At 69.9% G+C, this 21,914-nt stretch carries 14 protein-coding genes and 1 tRNA gene; 10 read left to right on the plus strand and 5 right to left on the minus strand.

Going from position 1 to position 21,914, the window contains the following annotated elements:
* The first annotated feature begins 419 nt into the window (after positions 1-419).
* Entirely contained in the window at positions 420-2,675 is a 2,256-nt protein-coding gene (locus tag HNQ79_RS22635) for a transglycosylase domain-containing protein (RefSeq protein ID WP_185033948.1), read from the plus strand.
* A gap of 210 nt (positions 2,676-2,885) precedes the next feature.
* On the opposite strand, the gene HNQ79_RS22640 is transcribed toward HNQ79_RS22635, so the two are convergent.
* Positions 2,886-3,362: a GatB/YqeY domain-containing protein gene (locus tag HNQ79_RS22640; RefSeq protein ID WP_185033950.1), complete on the minus strand. Its 477-nt coding sequence runs from the start codon at positions 3,360-3,362 to the stop codon at positions 2,886-2,888.
* Between the two features lie 142 nt (positions 3,363-3,504).
* Between HNQ79_RS22640 and HNQ79_RS22645 the strand changes: the two genes are divergently transcribed.
* The 9 genes from HNQ79_RS22645 (at position 3,505) to HNQ79_RS22685 (ending at position 16,483) form a co-directional block, all read left to right on the plus strand.
* Positions 3,505-4,437 (plus strand): metallophosphoesterase, encoded by a 933-nt coding sequence (locus HNQ79_RS22645; protein ID WP_185033952.1) that lies wholly within the window; start codon positions 3,505-3,507, stop codon positions 4,435-4,437.
* A gap of 158 nt (positions 4,438-4,595) precedes the next feature.
* Positions 4,596-5,342, plus strand: coding sequence for a Pr6Pr family membrane protein (locus HNQ79_RS22650; protein ID WP_185033954.1), 747 nt, complete (start codon positions 4,596-4,598; stop codon positions 5,340-5,342).
* A 30-nt stretch (positions 5,343-5,372) separates the two neighbouring features.
* A tRNA-Pro gene (locus HNQ79_RS22655) sits at positions 5,373-5,446 on the plus strand.
* A gap of 603 nt (positions 5,447-6,049) precedes the next feature.
* Positions 6,050-10,066 (plus strand): WD40 repeat domain-containing protein, encoded by a 4,017-nt coding sequence (locus tag HNQ79_RS22660; RefSeq protein ID WP_185033956.1) that lies wholly within the window; start codon positions 6,050-6,052, stop codon positions 10,064-10,066.
* A 537-nt stretch (positions 10,067-10,603) separates the two neighbouring features.
* The gene (locus HNQ79_RS22665) at positions 10,604-11,410 is read left to right on the plus strand and encodes a GntR family transcriptional regulator (RefSeq protein ID WP_185034171.1); all 807 of its coding nucleotides are present in this window, start codon (positions 10,604-10,606) and stop codon (positions 11,408-11,410) included.
* A 3-nt stretch (positions 11,411-11,413) separates the two neighbouring features.
* On the plus strand, positions 11,414-12,175 hold the full coding sequence (locus HNQ79_RS22670) for a glycosyltransferase family 2 protein (protein WP_185033958.1): 762 nt from the start codon (positions 11,414-11,416) through the stop codon (positions 12,173-12,175).
* Positions 12,176-12,558: 383 nt separating this feature from the next.
* Positions 12,559-13,455, plus strand: a complete 897-nt coding sequence (locus tag HNQ79_RS22675; protein WP_185034173.1) for an FkbM family methyltransferase — start codon at positions 12,559-12,561, stop codon at positions 13,453-13,455.
* Between the two features lie 252 nt (positions 13,456-13,707).
* The gene (locus tag HNQ79_RS22680; protein ID WP_185033960.1) at positions 13,708-15,528 is read left to right on the plus strand and encodes a S9 family peptidase; all 1,821 of its coding nucleotides are present in this window, start codon (positions 13,708-13,710) and stop codon (positions 15,526-15,528) included.
* Between the two features lie 67 nt (positions 15,529-15,595).
* Complete coding sequence (locus HNQ79_RS22685) at positions 15,596-16,483, plus strand: SURF1 family protein (protein ID WP_185033962.1); 888 nt, start codon at positions 15,596-15,598, stop codon at positions 16,481-16,483.
* Positions 16,484-16,732: 249 nt separating this feature from the next.
* Here HNQ79_RS22685 and HNQ79_RS22690 read toward each other — a convergent pair whose 3' ends face one another.
* From HNQ79_RS22690 to HNQ79_RS22705, 4 genes are all read right to left on the minus strand, one after another.
* Positions 16,733-18,094, minus strand: coding sequence for a hypothetical protein (locus HNQ79_RS22690; protein ID WP_185033963.1), 1,362 nt, complete (start codon positions 18,092-18,094; stop codon positions 16,733-16,735).
* A 110-nt stretch (positions 18,095-18,204) separates the two neighbouring features.
* A complete protein-coding gene (locus tag HNQ79_RS22695) occupies positions 18,205-18,759 on the minus strand; it encodes a SigE family RNA polymerase sigma factor (RefSeq protein WP_229923303.1) in 555 nt (184 codons plus the stop codon).
* Positions 18,760-19,495: 736 nt separating this feature from the next.
* Positions 19,496-20,557: an aspartate-semialdehyde dehydrogenase gene (locus tag HNQ79_RS22700; protein WP_185033965.1), complete on the minus strand. Its 1,062-nt coding sequence runs from the start codon at positions 20,555-20,557 to the stop codon at positions 19,496-19,498.
* Complete coding sequence (locus HNQ79_RS22705; protein WP_185033967.1) at positions 20,554-21,825, minus strand: aspartate kinase; 1,272 nt, start codon at positions 21,823-21,825, stop codon at positions 20,554-20,556. Before HNQ79_RS22705 ends, HNQ79_RS22700 begins: the two co-directional genes overlap by 4 nt.
* Positions 21,826-21,914 lie beyond the last annotated feature (89 nt).

Genomic DNA, 21,914 nt, shown 5'->3' on the forward strand with positions numbered 1-21,914 from the left:
TATGCGTTAGCGGCAGATCACCCAGGGGAGTGACCAGGGAGCACGCGCCATCCCGCCGATCACCCAGCGGTAAACCGGGACAGTTCAGCCCGAGTGTGGCAGTTTCACCGGGATCAGGCCGACATAGCGGACGTCATGCCGCTCACCTGAGGCGCAAATGCACTGCTGTGACAGAACGAGAGCAGCTTAGGCCAGAGCCTTTCCGCGTGTCCGGCGAATACGCACGCGGACGCCTCCCCCGCCCCCGGACGAGATCCCGCCAACGACACCCCGCCATGTCGACGCCCGGAAGCCCGAACCACCCGGCAGCCCCCGGCCGACCCGTCCTCCACTCCCCGGATGTCACAACCTGGTACTCGAACATCCCGAGAGACCCCCGCTCCTGCGGAACGCCCTGGTCTACGGATTAGGCTGCCCCCATGGCAAAGAAGCGCTCGGGCGGGGGTCTCTCAAGGACCCAGCAGGCCGCCAAATTCCTCGGTGTCAGCGTGCTCTCCGGAGCCGTGCTGGCAGGCATCGCCCTGCCCGCCGCCGGTGCGCTCGGCCTCGCGGCCAAAGGCACGGTCGAGGGATTCGACACCATCCCCGCGAACCTCAAGCGACCTCCGCTGAGCGAGCGCACCACCATCCTGGACAGCGCGGGCGGCAAGATCGCCACGGTGTTCTCGCGCGACCGTACGGTGGTCCCGCTCAAGGACATCTCGCCGTACATGCAGAAGGCGATCGTCGCGATCGAGGACAACCGGTTCTACGAGCACGGCGCGATCGACCTCAAGGGCATCCTGCGCGCACTGAACCGGAACGTGCAGGCAGGCGGCACGGCCCAGGGCGCTTCCACCCTGACCCAGCAGTACGTGAAGAACGTCTTCGTCGAGGAAGCCGGCGACGACCCGGACAAGGTCGCCGAAGCCACCCAGCAGACTCTCGGCCGCAAGATCCGCGAACTGAAGTACGCGATCCAGGTCGAGGAGGAGCTGGGCAAGAAGAAGATCCTGGAGAACTACCTCAACATCACCTTCTTCGGACAGCAGGCGTACGGCGTCGAGGCAGCCTCCCAGCGCTACTTCAGCAAGCCCGCCAAGGACCTGAAGCTCGAAGAGGCCGCGATGCTGGCCGGGCTGGTCCAGTCGCCGACCCGGTACGACCCGGTCAACGACTCGGCCGAGGCCACCAAGCGCCGCAACATCGTGATCCAGCGCATGGCCGACATCCGCCAGATCTCGCCGGCCGAGGCGGCCCGGGCCAAGGCCACGCCGCTGAAGCTGAAGGTCAGCAAGGCCAAGAACGGCTGCATCACCGCCGTGAGCGGCGCGGGCTTCTTCTGCGACTACGTACGCGCGGTCTTCCTCAGCGACCCGATCTACGGCAAGTCCAGGGAGGAGCGGGCCAAGATCTGGAACCAGGGCGGGCTGACGGTCCGTACGACCCTGGACCCGAAGGCGCAGGAGTCCGCCCAGGCCTCGATCAAGGACCACGTCTACCAGAGCGACAAGGTCGCCACGGCGGTCACCCTGGTCGAGCCCGGCACCGGCAAGATCCTCGCGATGGGCCAGTCCAGGCCGTACGGCTTCGGCCCCAACGAGACGCAGATCAACTACTCGGTCGACAAGCAGATGGGCGGCTCCAACTTCGGCTTCCCGACCGGCTCGACCTTCAAGCCGTTCCTCGCGGCGGCGGCACTGGAGCAGGGCAGGCCACCGACGCAGGTGTACTCGTCGCCGTACCAGATGCCGTACCCGGAGCGGGTCACCACGTGCAGCGGCAAGCCGTGGGTGAACGCCGCGAACGAGAAGCTGGAGAACGAGGACGAGAGCGAGGTCGGCCCGTACGCGCTGCGCGAGGCGATGGGCAAGTCCGTCAACACGTACTTCGTCCAGATGCTCCAGGACATCGGAATGTGCCCGGTGCGCCAGCTGAGCGACAAGATCGGCCTCGTACAGGGCAACGGGGGCAAGATCCCCGAGGTCCCGTCCTCGCTGACCCTCGGTTCCACCGGTGTCTCCCCGCTGCGGATGGCCAGTTCGTACGCGGCCTTCGCCAACCGGGGCACGTACTGCACGCCGATCGCCATCGAGGCGATCACCGGCCGCGGCGGCAAGGCCTTCCCGGTACCGAAGACCTCGTGCTCGCTGGCGATGGCCGAGCAGACGGCGGACACCATCAACACCCTGCTGCGCGGAGTGGTCGACTCCGGTACGGGTAAGGAAGCCGGACTCAAGAACGGCCGGGACAACGCGGGCAAGACGGGTACCACCGACGCCCGCAAGAACGCCTGGTTCGTCGGCTACACGCCGAACCTGTCCGGCGCGGTCTGGGTCGGCAGCCCGTCCCAGCAGGTGGAGATGGAGAACATCACCATCGGCGGCCAGTACCAGCAGAAGGTGTACGGCGGACAGGTTCCGGGCCCGATCTGGAAGGACGCCATGACCGGCGCCCTGGAGGGCAAGGATTCGCCCCAGTTCAACAGCGTCCACATCCCCGAGGACAACAAGGACAAGAACCGGCCGGGCGGCGACAACAAGCCGCCGGGAGGCAACCCGGGCGGAGGCAACGGCACCCCGGGCGGTGGCAACGGCAACCCGGGCGGTGGCAACGGGAAACCGGGTGGCGGCAATGGAAACCCGGGCGGCGGCAACGGCAACTGGCCCGACATCCTCGGCGGGGACTGGCCGTAAACGAGCCGAACCCCCGTAACGGCCGAACACCTGTAGCGGGCGCACACCCGTAGTGGCCGGAGACCCGTATCGGCCGAAGCGCCCGGCCGAGACGTCGGAGCTGCGGCCCCGAGGGCCTGACGAGCCGCGAGCCCCAGGGCCGAACGAGAGGGGGGCTCCACCCGTGACCGGGTGGAGCCCCCCTCTCCGTACCGTCGGCTCTCCGTACCGTCAGCCCGCCAGGAGCCGCTTCACCGCGGCGGCGACGCGGCCGCCCTCGGCGCGCCCCGCGACCTTCGGGTTGACGATCTTCATGACCGCTCCCATCGCCCGCGGCCCCTCGGCTCCCGCCGCCCGCGCCTCCGCGACCGCGTCCGCGACGATCGCGGTGAGCTCGTCGTCGCTCAGCTGCTGCGGGAGGTACGTCGCGAGGATCTCGCCCTCCGCCTTCTCCCGCTCGGCCTGCTCGGCCCGGCCGCCCTTGGCGAACGCGTCGGCCGCCTCACGGCGCTTCTTCGCCTCCTTGGCGATCACCTTCTCGACCTCGGCGTCGGACAGCTCGCGGGCCTCCTTGCCCGACACCTCCTCGACCTGGACGGCGGCGAGGGTGAGCCGGAGCGTGGAGGAGCGGAGCTCGTCACGCGCCCGGATGGCTGCGGTGAGGTCTTCCTTCAACTGCGACTTGAGCTGGGACTTGAGCGTGGTCATGACGCAAGTGTGGCAGGTCGTACGGGCCCACCGCCCGCCGATTTGCGCACCGCGCCCACCGGCACCAGCCGTCGTTCCGCCCCCGTCGGCGCCCGCACCAGCACCTGCGCCCGTCCCCGTACCGGTCTGCGACGATGGGCACATGCGCGCACGTTACGGAGTACCCCTGGGAATCACGGCCGTTGGAGCGGCCGGACTCGCCTACGCCACCGGTATCGAACCCCGTCTGTTCCGGCTCCGCCGGGTGACCGTCCCCGTCCTGCCACCGGGGGCCCGCCCCCTGCGCGTACTCCAGGTCTCCGACATCCACATGGTGAGCGGGCAGCGCAGGAAGCAGCGCTGGCTCCAGTCCCTGGCCGGCCTGCGCCCCGACTTCGTCGTCAATACGGGTGACAACCTGTCCGACCCGGAGGCCGTGCCGGAGGTCCTGGACGCGCTCGGACCGCTGATGAGCTTCCCCGGCGTGTACGTGTTCGGCTCCAACGACTACTACGGTCCCAAGCCGCGCAACCCTGCCCGCTATCTGCTGGAGAAGGCCCAGGGCAAGCACGGCCTGAACGGCAACGAACCCGTCGTCGGTGCCGTGCACAACCCGTGGGAGGACCTCCGCGACGGCTTCGACGCGGCGGGCTGGCGCAACCTCACCAACACCCGCACCCGCGTCAAGCTCCCCACCGCCGAGGGCTTCGACCTGGCTTTCACGGGCCTCGACGACCCGCACATCAAGCGCGACCGGTACACCGAGGTGACCGGCGGTCCCGACCCCTCCGCCGACTTCTCCATCGGTGTCGTCCACGCCCCGTACCTGCGCTCCCTGGACGCCTTCACCGCCGACGGCTACCCGCTCGTCCTCGCCGGGCACACCCACGGCGGCCAGCTCTGCATCCCCTTCTACGGCGCGCTCGTCACCAACTGCGACCTGGACACCGGCCGCGTCAAGGGCCTCTCCACCCACGAGTCCGGCGGCCACCGCTCGTACCTGCACGTCTCGGCGGGCTGCGGCGCCAACCGCTACACCCCGGTCCGCTTCGCCTGCCCCCCGGAGGCAACCCTGCTGACGCTGACGGCGGCGTAGGGACCGGCCCGGGCGCGTGGGTACGGGTGCGGTGCGGTGCGGTCCTGGCTGCGGCCGCGGTCTTCGCTGCGCTGCGGGGTATGCGGCCCAGCCCAGGGAGGACAAGAGGGGACTTTCTCCCCGCGCCCGTTGGTCCCGTCTCCCCTACCGTGGAGTTCATGATCGCTCCGTCCCCCGCGGGCTCCACGGGCGTGCCCGCCTCAGCAGTCGTACCGCCCCGCCGCCGCCCGTACGCCGCCGCCTTCCGGGCGCTCCTGTGCGCGGCGGCGGTCACGGGCATCGTGATCGACCTGTTCATCGGTGACCCGTCGCGCGTGCCGATCTACTTCACGATCCAGTCGAACGCACTGCTCGCCCTGACCCTCGGCTGGTCCGCCGTCCGCGCCTGGACCGGCGGCCCGCCCCTCTCCCCCCGCCTGACCGGCGGTGCGCTCCTCTTCATCGTGATCACCGGCCTCGTGTACCACCTGATCCTCGCCAACGACGCCTCCGGCTTCTCCATGACCGACGACCCCGCCCACCGGGACACCGGCTGGCACACCGTCTCCAACCAGCTCCTCCACACCGTCACCCCCATCGGCGCGGTCCTGGACTGGCTCCTCCTCACTGCCCCCGGCGGCCTCGCCTACCGGTACGCCGCCCAGTGGCTCGCCTACCCGGCCGCGTACTTCGCCTTCGCCCTGCTCCGCGGCGCCGCCCTCACGCCCGGCACCCCGGCCCGCTACCCCTACCCCTTCCTGGACGCCGCCGCCCACGGCTACGCCGGCGTCGCCACCAACGCCCTGGTCCTGGGCCTGCTCTTCTACGCCCTGGCCCTGTCCCTGGTCGCCCTGGACCGGGTACGTCCTTACCTGCAACCCCGCGAAAACCGGATTTCGCCTACACGCGCGGGTGGGCTAAAGTAATCGATGTCGCCGCGGCAACGTGGTGGACATCGGGGTGTAGCGCAGCTTGGCAGCGCGCTTCGTTCGGGACGAAGAGGTCGTGGGTTCAAATCCCGCCACCCCGACAGTCAAAACAGCAGATCAGGCCCGGTCTTCCTTCTCGGAAGACCGGGCCTGATCTGCGTTGTGGGAGTGCTGGGGAGTGAGCAAAGGTGTGGATCATGGAAATCCCCACCCAGCGACGCTACGTGGATCCCGGTGAGGGGACTGCGGAGTCCCCTGGCCACAGCGGTCGGGCCGAAGCTCCACCGAGGTACAGACCGGGTCCGAGTAGCGAGGGACACGCGGCCGCTGCACGCACCGGGAAGCCGCTTGCGGGCCCACACGCACGCGTCGCGCTGTTCGGCACCGGTCCCTCCCCTGTGGGGACCGGTGGCGAACAACGCGACGGTGTCGATACGCGCCGCATCGGCGTCAGCGCGGGTCGAGGTGCATCGGATCCGCAGTCGACACACAGAGGGAGGGCAGCCTCACAGGGGCACCGCCCCCTGGGCGCGGCAGTAGTGACCTACTCTGACGCTGCGTGGTCGGATCAGTACCGGAAGGCGATCCTGCCAGTTGCAACTCAACCCGAGGAGTCCCCACCGTCGTCCGGACGTCATAATCCCAGGTCAGGGGTATAAAGCGAGTTTTCCGGTCCGGATATCCGCATGCGACAGAAGTAAGGGGTGGAGGCCTTGAGTCCCGACTCAAGGGCGCGCACAGCCTTCGCGGAGCGTCTCGCGCTGCTGTACAAGGAAGCCGGTAACCCTCCCCTCCAGCGTGTGGCCGAGTCGGTCGTCCGCCTCCAGCGGGTCGATGAGCGAGGCCGGCCCGTACGGGTATCTGCCCAGCGGCTCAGCGACTGGCGACGGGCCAAGAACGTCCCTGCCCAGTTCGCCGCTCTCGCAGCGGTGCTGCACATCCTGATCCCCGAAGCACGGCGAGAACGTCCGACGCCGGTGTCCGCGGGTCTGTACGACATGGCGCAGTGGCAGCTCCTCTGGGACCGCGCGGTGACCGACCCGGTCACCAGCCGCGCCGCTACGACATCCACGGAGGACGAGGGTCCCTTTCAGGCCGGGGCCCGGGCCGACCCGGGTGTGTGCCCGTACCGGGGACTGGCTTCGTATCGGCAGCAAGACGCCCGGTGGTTCTTCGGCCGCGAGCGGAGTACTGATGCCCTCGTCGCCCAGCTTCGCGCGGCGGAGAAGGCGGGCGGCTTAGTCATGCTCGTGGGTGCCTCGGGATCGGGGAAGTCCTCGCTTCTGAACGCCGGCCTGGTGCCCGTAGTGCAGAGCGGCTCGCTGAGCACGGACAGCGGCCGAGCAGATTTCGTACTGCAACTCGTACCTGGAGCAGATCCGCTCGCAGAGTTGACCCGTCGCATACCTGAACTCGCGGACGTCGTCTCTGCCGCGGAGGAACCCGCGGCGCCGGAGCCCGGTACTCCGGAATTCGGGCACGCAGTACGGAAGGCTCTCGCCGCATGGGCACGGCAGGCGACGTCCTCCGCCGCCCGTCCGGTGATCATCGTGGACCAGTTCGAGGAAGCGTTCACGCTCTGCTCCGACGAAGCGGCCAGGCGCACCTTCGTCCAGGTCCTTCATGCCGCGTGCTCGCCCACTGCCCCTGACGACCCTGCTCCGGCGCTCGTAGTCCTCGGCCTGCGGGCCGATTTCTACGAGCAGTGCCTGCGGCACCCCGAACTGGCCGACGCACTGCAACACCGGCACATGGTGCTCGGGCCTCTCTCCCCATCCGAATTGCGCGATGCCATGACCGGCCCGGCCAAGGCTGTGGGACTGGAACTCGAAACGGGCCTCACGGAGCTGATCGTCCGGGAAGTCGGCACGGACGGTTCCAACGGAGCACACGACGTGGGAGTGCTGCCGCTCCTCTCCCATGCCTTGATGGCGACCTGGCAGCGACGGAAGGCGGGACGGCTGACGCTGGCCGGCTACCGCGCGGCGGGGGGCATCCAGGGGGCGGTGGCGGCGACCGCTGAACGCGCCTGGTCCGACCTCGACCCGGCGGCGCGCACGGCCGCGAGACTGCTCCTCCTCAGGCTTGTCCGGCTGGGCGAAGACGTCCAGACCACCCGCAGGCGGGGGACCCGACGCCAACTGGCGGAGGAGTCGACGGACCCCGGCAAGACGGAGGAGTCCCTCGAAGCGCTGGTCCACGCACGCCTGGTGACGCTCGACGCGGAAACCGTGGAGATCACGCATGAGGCGTTGCTCCACGCCTGGCCCCGCCTTCGTGGCTGGATCGACGAGGACAGAGACGACCACCTGCTGCGCCAGCGCCTTGAGGAGGACGGCAAGGCATGGGAGGAGTCCGCCCGCGATGCGGCGCTTCTCTACCGGGGTTCTCGGCTGGAACAAGCCCGGGACTGGGCAAGATCTACCGGCGACACCTTCCTGACCCGGGGCGCGGTGGATTTCCTGGCCGCTTCGGCCAAGCTGAACCGACGCTCGCGCTGGATCGCCCGCGGTGCGGTGGCGGCTCTGGTCGCGTTGGCGATCGTGGCTGTCTCCTCGGCAGTGGTGGCATGGCAGCAGCGCGACGACGCGGTCTTCGAGCAGGTCATCGCCGAGGCTGACCGAGCCCAGCACACCGACCCATCGCTGTCCGCTCAACTCGGCCTGGTGGCACACCGCTTGCGACCGAACGACGAGGCGACGAAGAATCGGTTGCGCTCCATCGTGAACGCTCCTCTTGCCACTCCTCTTCTTGGCCACACGGGCGCCGTCTACCTCACCTCTTTCAGCCCGAACGGGAGGCTCCTGGCCACTGCGAGCTACGACCGAACCGTTCGCCTGTGGGATGTAGCAGACCCGTCGCGCCCCAAGAGCCTGGGCGAACCCCTGACCGGCCATAAAAGCTGGGTGAGCAGCGCGGTCTTCAGCCCGGACGGCAACACCCTCGCCAGCGCATCTGAGGACGGCGTGATCAGGCTGTGGAACGTTCGGGATCCCCACCGTCCGCAGCTACTGGGTGACCCGATAGCCAGCGACGGGGGCTCGATCTATCTGGTCGCTTTCAGTCCGGACGGGCGCACTCTGGCCACAGCCAATGACGACCACGACGTTCGCCTGTGGAACGTGGAGAACCCGGGCCGTCCGGAAGCGCTCGGTGCGTTTCCCGGACACACCGCCGCGGTGCGCTCCGTGGCCTTCAGCCATAACGGGCGGACGCTGGCGGCCGGCGGTGACGACGGCACGATCAGGCTGTGGGACGTGGCCGACCCTCGTCGCCCGAAGCCACTGGACAGAGTACTGACCGGCCATACCGGCACAGTGCATTCCGTGGCCTTCAACCCCGACGGCCGTACTCTCGCCAGTGGTGGCTCGGACGACACCATCCGGTTCTGGAACGTGACCGACCCGCGTCGCGGGGAAGCCCTCGGCTCACCGCTGACCCTTCACACCGGCCCCGTATGGTCGGTGGCCTACAGCCCCAACGGGTCCATGCTCGCGGCGGCGAGCGCGGACAGTACCGCGAGTCTGTGGAACGTCAGCGATCGTGCGCATCCTTCTCAGGTCGGCGAGTCCCTGACCGGCAGCAGCGGGGAGATGTACGCTCTCGGCTTCCGCCCCGACGGACGGACCCTCGCCACCGGCAGCGGAGACAACAAGGTCCGCCTGTGGTCGATACCGACGGCGGACATGATCGGCCGGATCGGCGCTTTCCGGCCAGACGGGAAGGTGCTCGCCACTGCCGCGCGCGACGAGCAGGTTCGGCTCTGGAACGTGGAGCGCCCCAACCGGCCTGTGCGGCTGAGCCAACCCTTCAAGCTTGGAGAAGGGGAGGCGCGTGCGCTGGAGTTCTCCCCCGACGGCCACACGCTCGCGGTGCTGACGGGACGCCGTGCCGTGCAGCTGTGGAATGTCACCGACCCGGCTCGGCCCATCCCCTACGGACCCCCCGTCGCCCTGGGGACACGCTTCGCGGGACCCCACGCTCTGGCTTTCAGCCCGGACGGACGCACGCTGGCGACCGCCCAGACCGACCACACCATCCAGTTGTGGAACGTCAGCGACCCGACCCGCCTCGTTCCGCGCTCCGCACCGCTCACCGGTCACACGGGCTACGTCAATGCGCTCGCCTTCAGCACAGATGGACGAGCTCTCGCCAGCGGCAGCGCCGACGGCACCATCCGGCTCTGGGACGCGACCGATCCCCGCCGCGCACGTCAGCTGAGCAAACCCCTGGTGGGGCACCTGGGCCCGGTCAACACGCTCGCCTACAGCTCGGACAGCCGCACCCTCGCCAGCGGGAGTGACGACGGTACGGTCCAGCTCTGGAACGTCACCGACCCCCTCAAGGCCAACCGGCCGGAGTCCTCCCTCACCGGCCACACCGACGCCATCGTGTCTCTCACTTTCAGCCAGGACGGTCACACCCTGGCCAGCGGCGGCAACGACAACACGGTCCGTCTCTGGGATGTCACCCATCCGTCCAGCGCCTCCCCCATCGGTCAGTCGATGAGCCCCAACGCCAAGACCGGCAGCTTCCTGTCGTTCAGTCCGCAAGGCCGCATGCTCGGAGTTTCGAGCGGCACCGATACGGTCCGGCTCTGGAACCTGGAAACCTCCGAGGCGATTCACCGCATTTGCTCGACCACGCGAAGCGTCCTGACGCGGGAGAAGTGGCTGGAATACCTACCCCGTATGTCCTACGCTCCCCCCTGCGACGAATAGCGCTCCTCCCTCGTCACCCGCAGAGCACCTCCCGTGATCCCGATCACAACCCCCTGCTTGAACCGAGAGTGACCTATCCCCGCGTCGGCAGGCTTGTTACGGTTCGTCACAGCCCGGTCGTTGATGCATCCCCCGTCGTCAACGGCCGGGCGTTTTCATGCTTCCGCAGGGTCCGACTCAAAGCAGAAGAGCCCGGTTCGCTCGACGCTGAGCCGGGCTCATTTCGTGTTGGATGTCCAGTTGGCGACGGCAGCGGCCTCTGACTTCTCTACGGACGGCAGGCTAGGCGCCGGTTCTGAGCAGTTCCTCAAGCACGGCCACCGCCGAGTGCGGAGAGAGGCTGCGGCGTGCGGCCAAGGCCGCCTCCCAACGAGCGCTGCCTTTGTGGTCAGTCCGGAGGAAAGCCCGAGGGGGTGGTCTTGTATTCAACTCGTCTTTATGAGCGCGCCGACGATGACAATCTCGCCTCACCCATCAAGACCTCTCTTTATGAGTCGTATGCTGAGCAGCGTCGAACGGCAGGTCGGTGAGCACTTCGTGGCAGTGGCATACGAGCGGATCGCGGACGAACTCCGCGAGGCCATCCGTGCAGGTCAGCTCAAGCCAGGAGACCGGCTCCTGTCGGAGGCGAAGCTCGCCGAGAAGTACCGGAAGAGCGTGCCGACGATCCGTGACGCGCTGCGTCTCCTGCGCGACGAAGGACTCGTCGAGAAGGAGCACGGCCGAGGCACCTTCGTCCGCCGGCCCCGCACGAAGGTGTCGCGGACGAACACTCGCCACCAGTGGGAGAAGGACCGCGCACGCGACCCGGAAGAGAACCAGGCGAAGACCGGAGCTCAGGCGAAGACCGGAGCTACGGAGCACGACACCGAGCTCACGGTCAACGACCTGGTCTTCCACTCCTCGTACCGCGAGGTCGAGGCATCCGAGGAGATCGCGAGGGCGTTCGGCGTCGACGAGGGAACGCCACTCGTCGAGCGGACCTGCCGGACGCGGTACGCGGCAGAGGACGCGCCCTGCAACCTGGTCACCTCTTACCTCGTCCGCGAGATGGTCGCCGCGAATCCCGACCTCCTGGACGAGACCGGGGAACCGTGGCCCGGCGGCACCCAGAACCAGCTCCACACCGTCGGAATCGAACTGGACCGGATCGAGGAGCACGTCACCGCGCGCCCGCCGACCCCGGAAGAGGCCGAAGAGCTGGGACTGCCGCACGGCACGGCCGTCCTGATCCTGCGCAAGACGGCGTACGACACGAGCGGCCGGGTGGTGGAGATGTCCGTCATCACCCTCCCCGGCGACCGCACGGAAATGCTGTTCACGACTCCCCTGGAAAGGTGGTGAGCCGTGACCCGGCGCATCATCATCGTCACGGCCGTACACGCGCCTTCGGCGCACTTCCTGTCGGACGCGTACAAGTCGCTCTGTGAGCAGGAGCTGCCCGAGGGCTGGGAGTGGCACTGGCTCATTCAGGAGGACGGCCAGGGCGACAAGGTCGCTCCCCACGTCCCTCAGGACGAGCGGGTGAGCTTCCGGCAGGGGCGGCGGGGTGGGCCCGGAGTGGCGCGCACGATCGCACTCGCCCACGCGGACGGCGACTACGTCAAGGTGCTGGACGCCGACGACCAGCTGCCGCCCGGCGGCCTGGCCCGCGACCTCGCGGCACTCGAAGCGGACCCGAGCATCGGCTGGGCGACGTCACGCGTGCTCGACCTGCTTCCCGACGGCTCGACGGCCGGCTTCCCCGGCGATCCCGAGCCCGGCCCCATCGAGCGGGGCGAGGTGCTCGACTTCTGGAAGGCCAACAACTTCCGCGCCTCGGTCCACCCGGCGACCCTCTTCGTCCGGCGTGACCTGCTGGTCGCACTGGGCGGCTGGATGGCGCTTCCGGCTTCGGAGGACACGGGCCTCCTGCTCGCTCTCAACTCCGTTGCCCGCGGCTGGTTCTCCGCCGAGGTGGGACTCCACTACCGCAAGTGGGAGGGGCAGGCGACCGGCCAGACCGCGCACGTCGACCCGGCTGAGCGCGACGCGCGCATGGCCGTTGTCGAAGCCCGCGCTCGCGCGCTGGACTTCTTCCAGTGGCGCTACCCGGTCAGCTCGGACTGACCGGAAAGACCTTCCCGGCGGTCGGAGCGGTCAGCTCCGACTGACCGGGCCTTCGTAGACGATTTCACAGAGGGCGGCGGGCGGAAGAAGGAGCCTGGTGACGACCTCGTTGATCGAGCACTTCCGGCCGCCGTCACGTACGTGCAGCCCCGACGTCTGTCGGCCCACCCGCTCTTCTCCTGCAGGGAGCGTCAGACGATGCCACTGACACAGCGACGGCATCCGCCGCTACCTGGACGGTGCTCTCCACGGGCAGCCCACCTGCCATGTGCGGGCCTTGCTCTGCCGAAAGCAGGTGGATTCTGGGGATCTTGCTCCCGCTGGAACGGGACCGTACGGTCACGGACATGCTTCCTGCTGCCACTCCGTCGCTCTCGGAGCTGATGGTCACTCTCAGCCGCGGATATGTGCGCAACGTTCCTGGATCGTTGCTCAAGGGGCCCATCGCGGCCAGGTATCTCAATCCTCATCTGCGGGATCATCCCCGCCGCAGAGCCGTGGAAGCCCGCTTCGACGCCCGCTTCGCGGTCGACACCCGCGACCTCATCCAGCGCTACATCCACCTCTTCGGAGTGTGGGAGCCGCACATGACCCAGTGGCTGCGGGGGCGTCTTAAGACTGGTGACGTGCTGGTGGACGTCGGCGCCAATGTGGGCTATTTCACCGTCCTCGGCTCACGGCTCGTCGGCAGTGCCGGCAAGGTGGTCGCCATCGAGGCCTCTCCTGCGTTCCACCGCAGAGTGCTGCAACACATCGAGCTCAACGGCTGCGGAAACGTCCGTGCCGTCAACAGCGCCGTCGCCGACAGCCACAAAACCCTGACGTTCGTGCTCGCCAGCTCGAACAACATGGGGGCCAACAGCATCGTCCCGTACGACGGGCCTGCCGAATCGTCCTTCGACATGGAGGCGGTACCGCTCCCCGAACTCCTAAAGCCCGACGAACTCGCCCGAGCCCGCGTCATCAAGATTGACGTCGAAGGCGCCGAGGGCGGTGTCATCCGAGGACTGGCCCCGGTACTCGGCAAGCTGCGTCAGGACGTGGAGATCGCGGTGGAGGTCACTCCTGAACGAATGGCCAAGCTGGGGGACTCCCCGGAGGAGTTGCTGGCGACCATGCGAGAGCACGGCTTCCACACGTACCGCTTGCCGAGCGAGTACAGGCCGGAGAGCTACCCACCTGCTATCCGCCGTCCTACACCACCGGTGCGTTGGCGCGGGCCGATTGTTGGCGAGAGCGAGTTGCTCTTCTCGCGCATCGACGCGGAAGTCTTGGCTTAACCTTGCGCTCACTCGCCTCGAGTTCCGCCACCCTCGCCTCCAGGCGGCGCACCCTCTCGTCCGGATCAGCGGACGCGACCGCTGCCGACCGCCTCGTCCGAAGGGCAGCCGTCGGACGGTGCGCGGCAGTGAGCGCGGCCGGCGCCGACGTCGTGGAGCTGCGCATCAGTCGGGCCCGCAGACCCGGCAGCGCCGAGGCGGAGGTACTCCCGTGGCGTACCAGCCGCTGCGGGCGTCCGGTTTGATGGGGGGATGAGCAGCAGCGGAGAGAACAGCAGCAGTGCGGCCGTCCCCGAGTGGGAGATGCGCTTCCGGGCGCCGCGGGTTTCGTTGCCCGAGTGGGCCGAGGGGGCTCCGGAGCGGTCGTTGTTCGTGTCGAACGCGACCGGCACCTACGAGCTGTACGCCTGGGACCGGGCCAGTGGTGCGCAGCGGCAGGTGACGGACCGGGCCAACGGGACGACCGACGGGATGCTGTCGCCGGACGGGGAGAGCATCTGGTGGTTCGACGACAGCGACGGGGACGAGTTCGGGGTGTGGATGCGGCAGCCGTTCGCGGGCGGGGAGGACGTCGTGGCCGTGGAGGGCCTGGAGGCGTCGTATCCGGCCGGGCTGGCGCTGGGGGCCGACGGGACCGTGGCGGTGGGGCGGTCGACCGACGAGGAGGGGTCGACCGTTCATGTGGTGCGCAAGGGTGAGGGGGCGCCCCGTGAGCTGTACCGGCACCGGGAGTCGGCCGGGGTCGGGGGCCTGAGTCACGACGCGTCGCTGCTCGCCGTCGAGCACACCGAGCACGGCGACGCGATGCACTCCTCGCTGCGGGTGCTGCGGGTGGCGGACGGAAGCGTCGTCGCGGAGCTGGACGACACCCGGGACGGGACCGAGGAGCTGGGCCTGGAGGCGCTCGGGTTCGCGCCCGTGGACGGGGACAGCCGGTTGCTGGTGGGGCACCAGCGGCGCGGGCGGTGGGAGCCGATGATCTGGGACCCGGTGACGGGCGTCGAGACGGAGCTGGCCATCGACCTGCCCGGCGACGTGAGCGCGGACTGGTACCCGGACGGCAGGGCCCTGATCATCGGGCACAGCTTCGAGGCCCGGGGGGAGCTGTGGCGGTACGAGATCGAGGGCGGCGTCCTGGAGCGGGTGCAGACGCCGCCGGGGTCGGTGAGCGGGGCCACCGCCCGGCCCGACGGTTCGGTGGAGTACATGTGGTCGTCCGCTGCCGAGCCTCCGGTCGTACGGTCCACGGGCGGTGGTGTGGTGCTGGATCCGCCCGGCGCGAAGGCGCCGCGGTCCGTGCCGGTGGAGACGGTCTGGGTGGACGGGCCCGGGGGGCGCGTCCACGCCCTCGTACAGCGGCCGGAAGGACACACGGCGGGGAACGGCGGGCCGTTGCCGACGATCTTCGAGGTGCACGGGGGGCCCACGTGGCACGACAGCGACTCCTTCGTGGCGGGGCCGGCCGCCTGGGTTGATCACGGCTTCGCCGTCGTACGGGTCAACTACCGGGGCTCGACCGGGTACGGGCGCGCCTGGACGGACGCGCTCAAGCACCGGGTCGGGCTGATCGAGCTGGAGGACATCGCCGCCGTACGGGAGTGGGCCGTGTCGTCCGGGCTCGCCGACCCGGAGCGGATCGTGCTGTCCGGGGGGTCGTGGGGCGGGTACCTGACGCTCCTCGGACTGGGGGTGCAGCCGGACGCGTGGGCACTTGGGCTCGCGGCGGTTCCGGTGGCCGACTACGTGAGCGCGTACGAGGACGAGATGGAAGCGCTGAAGGCCATGGACCGGACGCTGCTCGGAGGCACGCCCGAGGAGGTGCCCGAGCGGTTCGCCGCCTCGTCGCCGCTGACGTACGTGGACGCGGTGAAGGCGCCGGTCTACATCTCGGCCGGGGTGAACGACCCGCGGTGTCCGATCCGGCAGATCGACAACTACGTGGACCGGCTGCGGGAGCGCGGGGCGGTGCACGAGGTGTACCGGTACGACGCCGGGCACGGGTCGCTCGTCGTGGAGGAGCGGATCAAGCAGGTGCGGCTGGAGATCGATTTCGTGCGGCGGCACCTGGGGTGAAGCGGACAGGGCGTTCCCGGGCCGCCCCGCCCGCCGGAGGGGCGGTCCGGGAACGTACCTTGGGAGCGTGTACCGGTTTCTGCTGACCCCGCGCTGGTGGGGGATCAACCTGTTCGTCGTGCTCGCCATCCCCTTCTGCATCTACATGGGGTCCTGGCAGCTCGGCCGCTTCGAGGACCGGGTCGACTCGCACCGCAGCGCGGAGACGGCCCCCGACCCGGCGAAACAGGCCGCCCAGCCTCTGGAACGGCTGCTTCCGGTGACGACGGAGACGTCGGGCAAGCTCGCGGAGGTACGGGGGCGTTACGCCGAGCAGTTCCTCGTACCGGGGCGGACGCTCGACGACCGGCAGGGGTACTACGTCCTCGCGATGCTGAAGACGGCCGGAGCGGGCGGTGACGGCGGGAAGGCGCTGCCGGTCGTACGGGGATGGGCCGCCGGAGACGCGCGCGGCGCCGCCCCGCCGCCCGCGCCCACCGGCGAGGTCACCGTGACGGGAGCCCTCCAGGCATCCGAGAACGCACAGACGGACGGCGTGAACACGGCCGGGGGGCTGCCGGCCGGACAGGTCGGAATGATCAGCTCCGCGACGCTCGTCAACCTCGTGCCGTACGAGGTCCACGACGCGTGGATCACGCAGAGCGCGGGAGGCGAGGGCACGGGGTCCGGAGCGCCGGGCGGCCTGAAGCCGGTGCCGGCGGTGGCGCCGCAGGGCAGTGGCCTCGACCTGAAGGCATTCCAGAACCTCGGGTACACCGGCGAGTGGTTCGTCTTCGCGGGCTTCGTGCTGTTCATGTGGTTCCGCCTCGTGCGCCGGGAGGTCGAGGCGCTGCGGGACCTGGAACTGGGGATTCAGTCGGAGGACGCCGCGGCGGACACGGAGTCAGCGGAGGCAGCCGGGACGGGCGGGGCCGTCGAGGCGGCCGGGGCCGAGGCCGGGGTACGAGGGAAGTAGCGCGGCGCCGGGCGGGCATCGCCTTCCCAGGCGTCCGAGGGGCCGACCGAGCGGGCCACGGGCGGTCGGTCCCGCCGCCCGGGGCGGCCCCCACGCGCGGGCTGAGCCGTCCCGGCCGAAGGGCCGGAGGACACAGGGGCGGCGCCACCGGCGCTGGTTGAGCCGGCCCGGAACAATACGGGGCGAGGGGTCGCAAGGCCCAGGGGGTGGCCGACCGGGGCCGCGGGTGGATCGGCCGGGTCGTGGGGGTCAGGGGGTGGTGTTGAGGACGCCCGTGCGGTAGATCGTTCCGGCGCAGGCGTTGGGGATGGTGGCTTCGGCGCTCGGGGCGCCCGGTTCCGCCGTGTGGGTCACGGCGACCTTGCCCTCCGCCGGGTCGCCGTCGGCCGTGCCGAGCTGGGTGGTCGTGCCGGTGGCGTCCGTCCCGTCCACCGTCTCCGGAACCTTGCCGCCGCCGGGCTCGTCACCGCCGGGGGTGCTGCCGGTCGTCTGCCCTGGGTCGTCACCTGCCCCGTTGGTGGGCGAGGGATCCGGGGAGGCGCCGGTCGTGGGGCACGTGTCCTGGGGCACCCAGGCGAACTGCACCTCGTACGCGGCCTCCGGCGGCAGCACCAGGCTGCGCGCTTCCATAGCCGGGTCGGGAAGGCCCGCGGCGGGGTCGTCCGCGGTGTGGTCGACGACCTTGATGCGCTTGCCGTCGGCCGCGCCCATCGCGTGGAAGTTCATCCGGCCTTCGCCCGGCACGGCGCAGTCCGAGGCGGACTTGTTGGCGATGCGGAACGTGCCGTAGACCCGTCCCTGGGCGTCGGGGGCCCCCGTGGTCGCCTTGACGACCGCGAGCTGGGTGCCGTCGCAGGCGGGCTTCTCGGGCTCCGACGCGTCCTGTTCGTACGCGCCCTCGCCCGGCTCGGCGCGGCCGGTGCCGGACTTCCCGGCGTCGGGGCTGCCCGCCTCGGACTCCTTCTCCTTGCCGTCGGGGTCCGCGCCGGTGGTCTCGCCCGGGGTCCTGCCGCCGAGCGCGCCGCCGTCGCTGCCGCGGCCGTCGCTGCCGGGGCCCCGGCCCGTGGGGTCGGTGCCGGGGTCCGGGGAGTCCTGGGCGTGGCCCGCGTTGGCGGGGCGGGCGGTGGCGGAGTCGCGGGACTGGGACACGTGCAGGAACGCCGGGACCGCGGTGCCGATCAGCAGTGCGGCGGCCGCCGCGCCGACGACGGCCTGACGCTTCCTGGCCCGGCGGACCGGGACCGCCCGGCGCAGGTGGTCGAGGGCTCCGTCGGAGGGTGCGAGATCCGCCACCGCACCCTGCAGAAGCCGGCGTACGGCGAGCTCGTCGGGGCTGAGCGCGGGGCCGCCCCGACCGGAGGAGCCCCCATCGGCGGCATCGTCCTCACCGAAGGGGCCATGGCCCGTACCGCGCGCGCCGAAGGAGGGCCCGCGTCCCGAGCCGCCCCGGCCGGAGGCGGGGCCGCCGGGGCCGGGGGTGCGGTCGCCGGAGCCGGGCGTGTAGCCGCCGGTGCCGGGGGTGCGGTCGCCCGCGCGGTCGCTGTCCCTGGTGCCGTGCGGCGGGATGTCTCGCCCGTGGCGCTCGTCGCGCCCGTTGCGCCCGTCGTTCACTTTTCCGTTCCCAGTCCGGTCGTTTCTCGGCCCGTCCGGCCCGTACTGCTCGCCGCGCCCGAGGCGATCGTCTCCTCCGTCGCCGTGGGGGCGGCCGGTCCTGTCGCCGTTCATACGGTGGCCTCCATCGCGACGCGCAGCGCCGCGATCCCGCGTGAACCGTACGCCTTCACGGACCCCAGAGATATTCCGAGCACCTCGGCGACCTGCGCCTCCGTCATGTCGGAGAAGTAGCGCAGGCTGAGCACCTCGCGCTGGCGGCGCTGCAGTCCGCGCATCGCCTTGATCAGCGCGTCGCGCTCCAGGCTGACGTACGCACCCTCCTCGGCGCTCGCCATGTCCGGCATGGGTTTGGAAAGGAGCTTGAGGCCCAGGATGCGGCGGCGCAGCGCCGAGCGGGAGAGGTTGACGACGGTCTGACGCAGGTAGGCCAGGGTCTTCTCGGGGTCACGGACGCGTCCGCGTGCGGAGTGCACTCGGATGAACGCCTCCTGCACGACGTCCTCGCAGGACGCGACGTCGTCGAGGAGGAGCGCGGCGAGGCCGAGCAGCGAGCGGTAGTGCGCGCGGTAGGTCTCGGTGAGGTGGTCGACCGTGGTGCCCTCGGCGAGGGTCGTCTCGTCAGCGGTCACGGGCGAGGGACCGTCCGGCGCGGAGTCCTGCACGGGCTGCGGGGCCGGCTGGGCGGCCGGCCGGCGTCCCGGCTGCGACGGGAGCTGCCGGGCCTGCTGCGGAGGAATGTGCCGCAGGGGAAGCGGAGCGGTGGATTCCGAACCGACGCCCAGGACGGGGACGGTCCCCGGAACCGGTCCCGAAAGAGGTCCCGCGACGGGTCCCGGCAGGGCGCCCGTACCCGGCCCGGTGGGAGGCTGCGCCACCGGGTGTGCCGCGAAGCGCGCGGGCCGCGCCGCCGGCATGGGGGCGATCACCGGCATGCCGCCGGGCACGCGGGACGTACGCCGCGGGCACACCTGTGCGCCGCGCCGCAGGACCGCCGTGATGTCGAGAACCTCTGCTGCCACGCCTGTTGGACACGCTTCCCCCCACCAGGGTTGTACGCGCAGGCCGCCGCTTTTGACTCCACACCCGGTGTGCTCGGCGTACCCCGTCCGTCCGGTCCATTCGGTGCACCGATTCGCGCCATGCGTAATCGCCCCTCCCCATTGCCCCAATTTCTCCCCATAAGAAGGGATTGCCGCGGCCCCGCCCAAGGGCGATCACAAAGACGCTCCCCGCTCAGTCCCCGGTTCCCGCAAGGCCGCCAGACGACCGGAGCAGGGCCGGGACAGTTCCGGAACCATGCCGGTGGCGAATAATCAAAACACGCTCATTCGTCGCCATACACGGTCCAGACCTGTTATCCACTCACAGAGTGTTCACAGATCCTACAAAGAATTCCGGTCAGCTCGCCGCTGGTTCAGAAGCGACCAATTCGCCGATCTGCACCGTATTCAGGGCAGAACCCTTGCGGAGATTGTCGCCACACACGAAAAGTTCGAGGCCCTGCGGATCGTCGAGGCTGCGGCGCACCCGTCCCACCCAGGTGGGGTCGGTGCCGACCACGTCGGCGGGGGTCGGGAAGTCGCCGGAACCCGGATCGTCGAAAAGGACCACGCCGGGGGCGGTGGCGAGGATCTCGTGCGCCCGCTCCACGCTCACCTCGGACTCGAAGCGGGCGTGCACCGACGCGGAGTGGGTGCTGATCACCGGAACCCGCACGCAGGTCGCGGTCACCCGCAGATCCGGCAGACCGAGGATCTTGCGGGACTCGTTCCGGATCTTGAGTTCCTCGGACGACCAGCCGCCGTCGCGCACAGAACCCACCCACGGCACCACGTTCAGCGCCAGTGGCGCCGGGAACGGGCCCAGGCCGTCGCCGACCGCCCGCCGGACCCCGCCCGGCGCGGTGCCCGCGTCCGGCTCGGCCGCGAGCAGCGAGAGCTGGGCGCGCAGGGTGTCCACACCGGCCTGACCGGCTCCGCTCGCCGCCTGGTAGGAGGAGACGACCAGTTCGGTCAGCCCGAACTCGGCGTGCAGCGCGCCCAGCGCGACGATCATGGAGAGGGTGGTGCAGTTCGGGGAGGCGACGATGCCCCGCTGCCGTGCCCGTACGGCGTGCGGGTTGACCTCGGGGACGACCAGCGGGACGCCCTCGGCCATCCGGAACGCGGCCGAGTTGTCCACCACGACCGCGCCCTTGGCGACGGCGACCGGCGCCCACTGGGCGGCGACCTCGTCGGGTACGTCGAAGAGGGCGACATCGACGCCCTCCAGGGCTTCCTCGCAGAGCGTCACCACCGTCACCTGCTCCCCGCGTACGGCCAGGGTGGTACCGGCCGTACGACGGGAGGAGAGGAGTCGGATCTCGCCCCAGACGTCGGCGTGCTGCGACAGGATCTGGAGCATGACCCGGCCGACCGCCCCGGTCGCCCCGACGACCGCGAGCGTCGGCTTGTGCGTCACCTTCCGGTGCCTCCGTAAACCACGGCCTCGTCCGAGTCCGTGTCGAGTCCGAAGGCGGTGTGCACGGCGCGCACGGCCCCCGTCACGTCGTCGGCGCGGGTGACCACCGAGATGCGGATCTCGGAGGTCGAGATCAGCTCGATGTTCACGCCCGCGTCACTGAGCGCCTCGAAGAAGGTCGCGGTGACTCCGGGGTTGGTCTTCATACCGGCTCCGACGAGGGAGATCTTCGCGATCTGGTCGTCGTAGCGCAGCGACTCGAAGCCGACGGCGGCGCGGGCCTTCTCCAGCGCCTCGGTCGCCTTGCGGCCCTCGGTCTTGGGGAGGGTGAAGGAGATGTCCGTCAGCCCGGTGGTGGCGGCGGACACGTTCTGCACGACCATGTCGATGTTGATCTCGGCGTCCGCGATGGCGCGGAAGATCGCCGCGGCCTCGCCCGGCTTGTCCGGCACTCCGACGACCGTGACCTTGGCCTCGGAGACGTCGTGGGCGACTCCGGAGATGATGGCCTGCTCCACCTGCTGGTCTCCCTGCGGCTCGTTGCTGACCCAGGTGCCGCGCAGTCCGGAGAAGGACGAGCGGACGTGGATCGGGATGTTGTATCGGCGTGCGTACTCCACGCACCGGTGCAGCAGCACCTTGGAGCCCGAGGCGGCGAGCTCCAGCATGTCCTCGAAGGAGATCCAGTCGATCTTCTTCGCCTTCTTCACCACGCGCGGGTCGGCGGTGAACACGCCGTCCACGTCGGTGTAGATCTCACAGACCTCGGCGTCGAGGGCGGCGGCCAGCGCCACGGCCGTCGTGTCCGAGCCACCGCGACCGAGGGTCGTGATGTTCTTCCCCTCCTGGCTGACGCCCTGGAACCCGGCGACGATGGCGATGTTGCCCTCGTCGATCGAGGTCCGGATGCGGCCCGGGGTGACGTCGATGATGCGCGCCTTGTTGTGGACCGAGTCGGTGATGACACCGGCCTGGCTGCCCGTGAAGGACTGGGCCTCGTGGCCCAGGTTTTTGATCGCCATGGCCAGCAGAGCCATGGAGATCCGCTCTCCTGCGGTCAGCAGCATGTCGAATTCGCGCCCGGCAGGGATCGGAGATACCTGCCCGGCGAGGTCGATCAGCTCATCCGTGGTGTCGCCCATCGCGGACACCACGACGACGACCTGATGGCCGTCTCTCTTGGCATCCACGACCCGCTTGGCGACACGCTTGATGCCTTCGGCATCGGCGACGGAGGAGCCTCCGTACTTCTGCACGACAAGGCCCACGTGCGCTCCTCGTTAGTCCATTACGGCAGTTCATTACTGCGCTCGGGTCAGTTTAACGAGCAGGCCGGTCGCGCCGGGTGGGTATCGCA

Origin of the sequence: Streptomyces candidus, from assembly GCF_014207445.1 — a bacterium.
GTDB classification, from domain to species: domain Bacteria; phylum Actinomycetota; class Actinomycetes; order Streptomycetales; family Streptomycetaceae; genus Streptomyces; species Streptomyces candidus.

What these genes read in the sequence shown, in the direction of transcription:
- HNQ79_RS22640 (WP_185033950.1), bottom strand. Translation starts at nt 3,362, where the DNA reads ATGACCACGCTCAAGTCCCAGCTCAAGTCGCAGTTGAAGGAAGACCTC.
- HNQ79_RS22635 (WP_185033948.1), top strand. Translation starts at nt 420, where the DNA reads ATGGCAAAGAAGCGCTCGGGCGGGGGTCTCTCAAGGACCCAGCAGGCC.
- HNQ79_RS22645 (WP_185033952.1), top strand. Translation starts at nt 3,505, where the DNA reads ATGCGCGCACGTTACGGAGTACCCCTGGGAATCACGGCCGTTGGAGCG.
- HNQ79_RS22680 (WP_185033960.1), top strand. Translation starts at nt 13,708, where the DNA reads ATGAGCAGCAGCGGAGAGAACAGCAGCAGTGCGGCCGTCCCCGAGTGG.
- HNQ79_RS22650 (WP_185033954.1), top strand. Translation starts at nt 4,596, where the DNA reads ATGATCGCTCCGTCCCCCGCGGGCTCCACGGGCGTGCCCGCCTCAGCA.
- HNQ79_RS22675 (WP_185034173.1), top strand. Translation starts at nt 12,559, where the DNA reads ATGGTCACTCTCAGCCGCGGATATGTGCGCAACGTTCCTGGATCGTTG.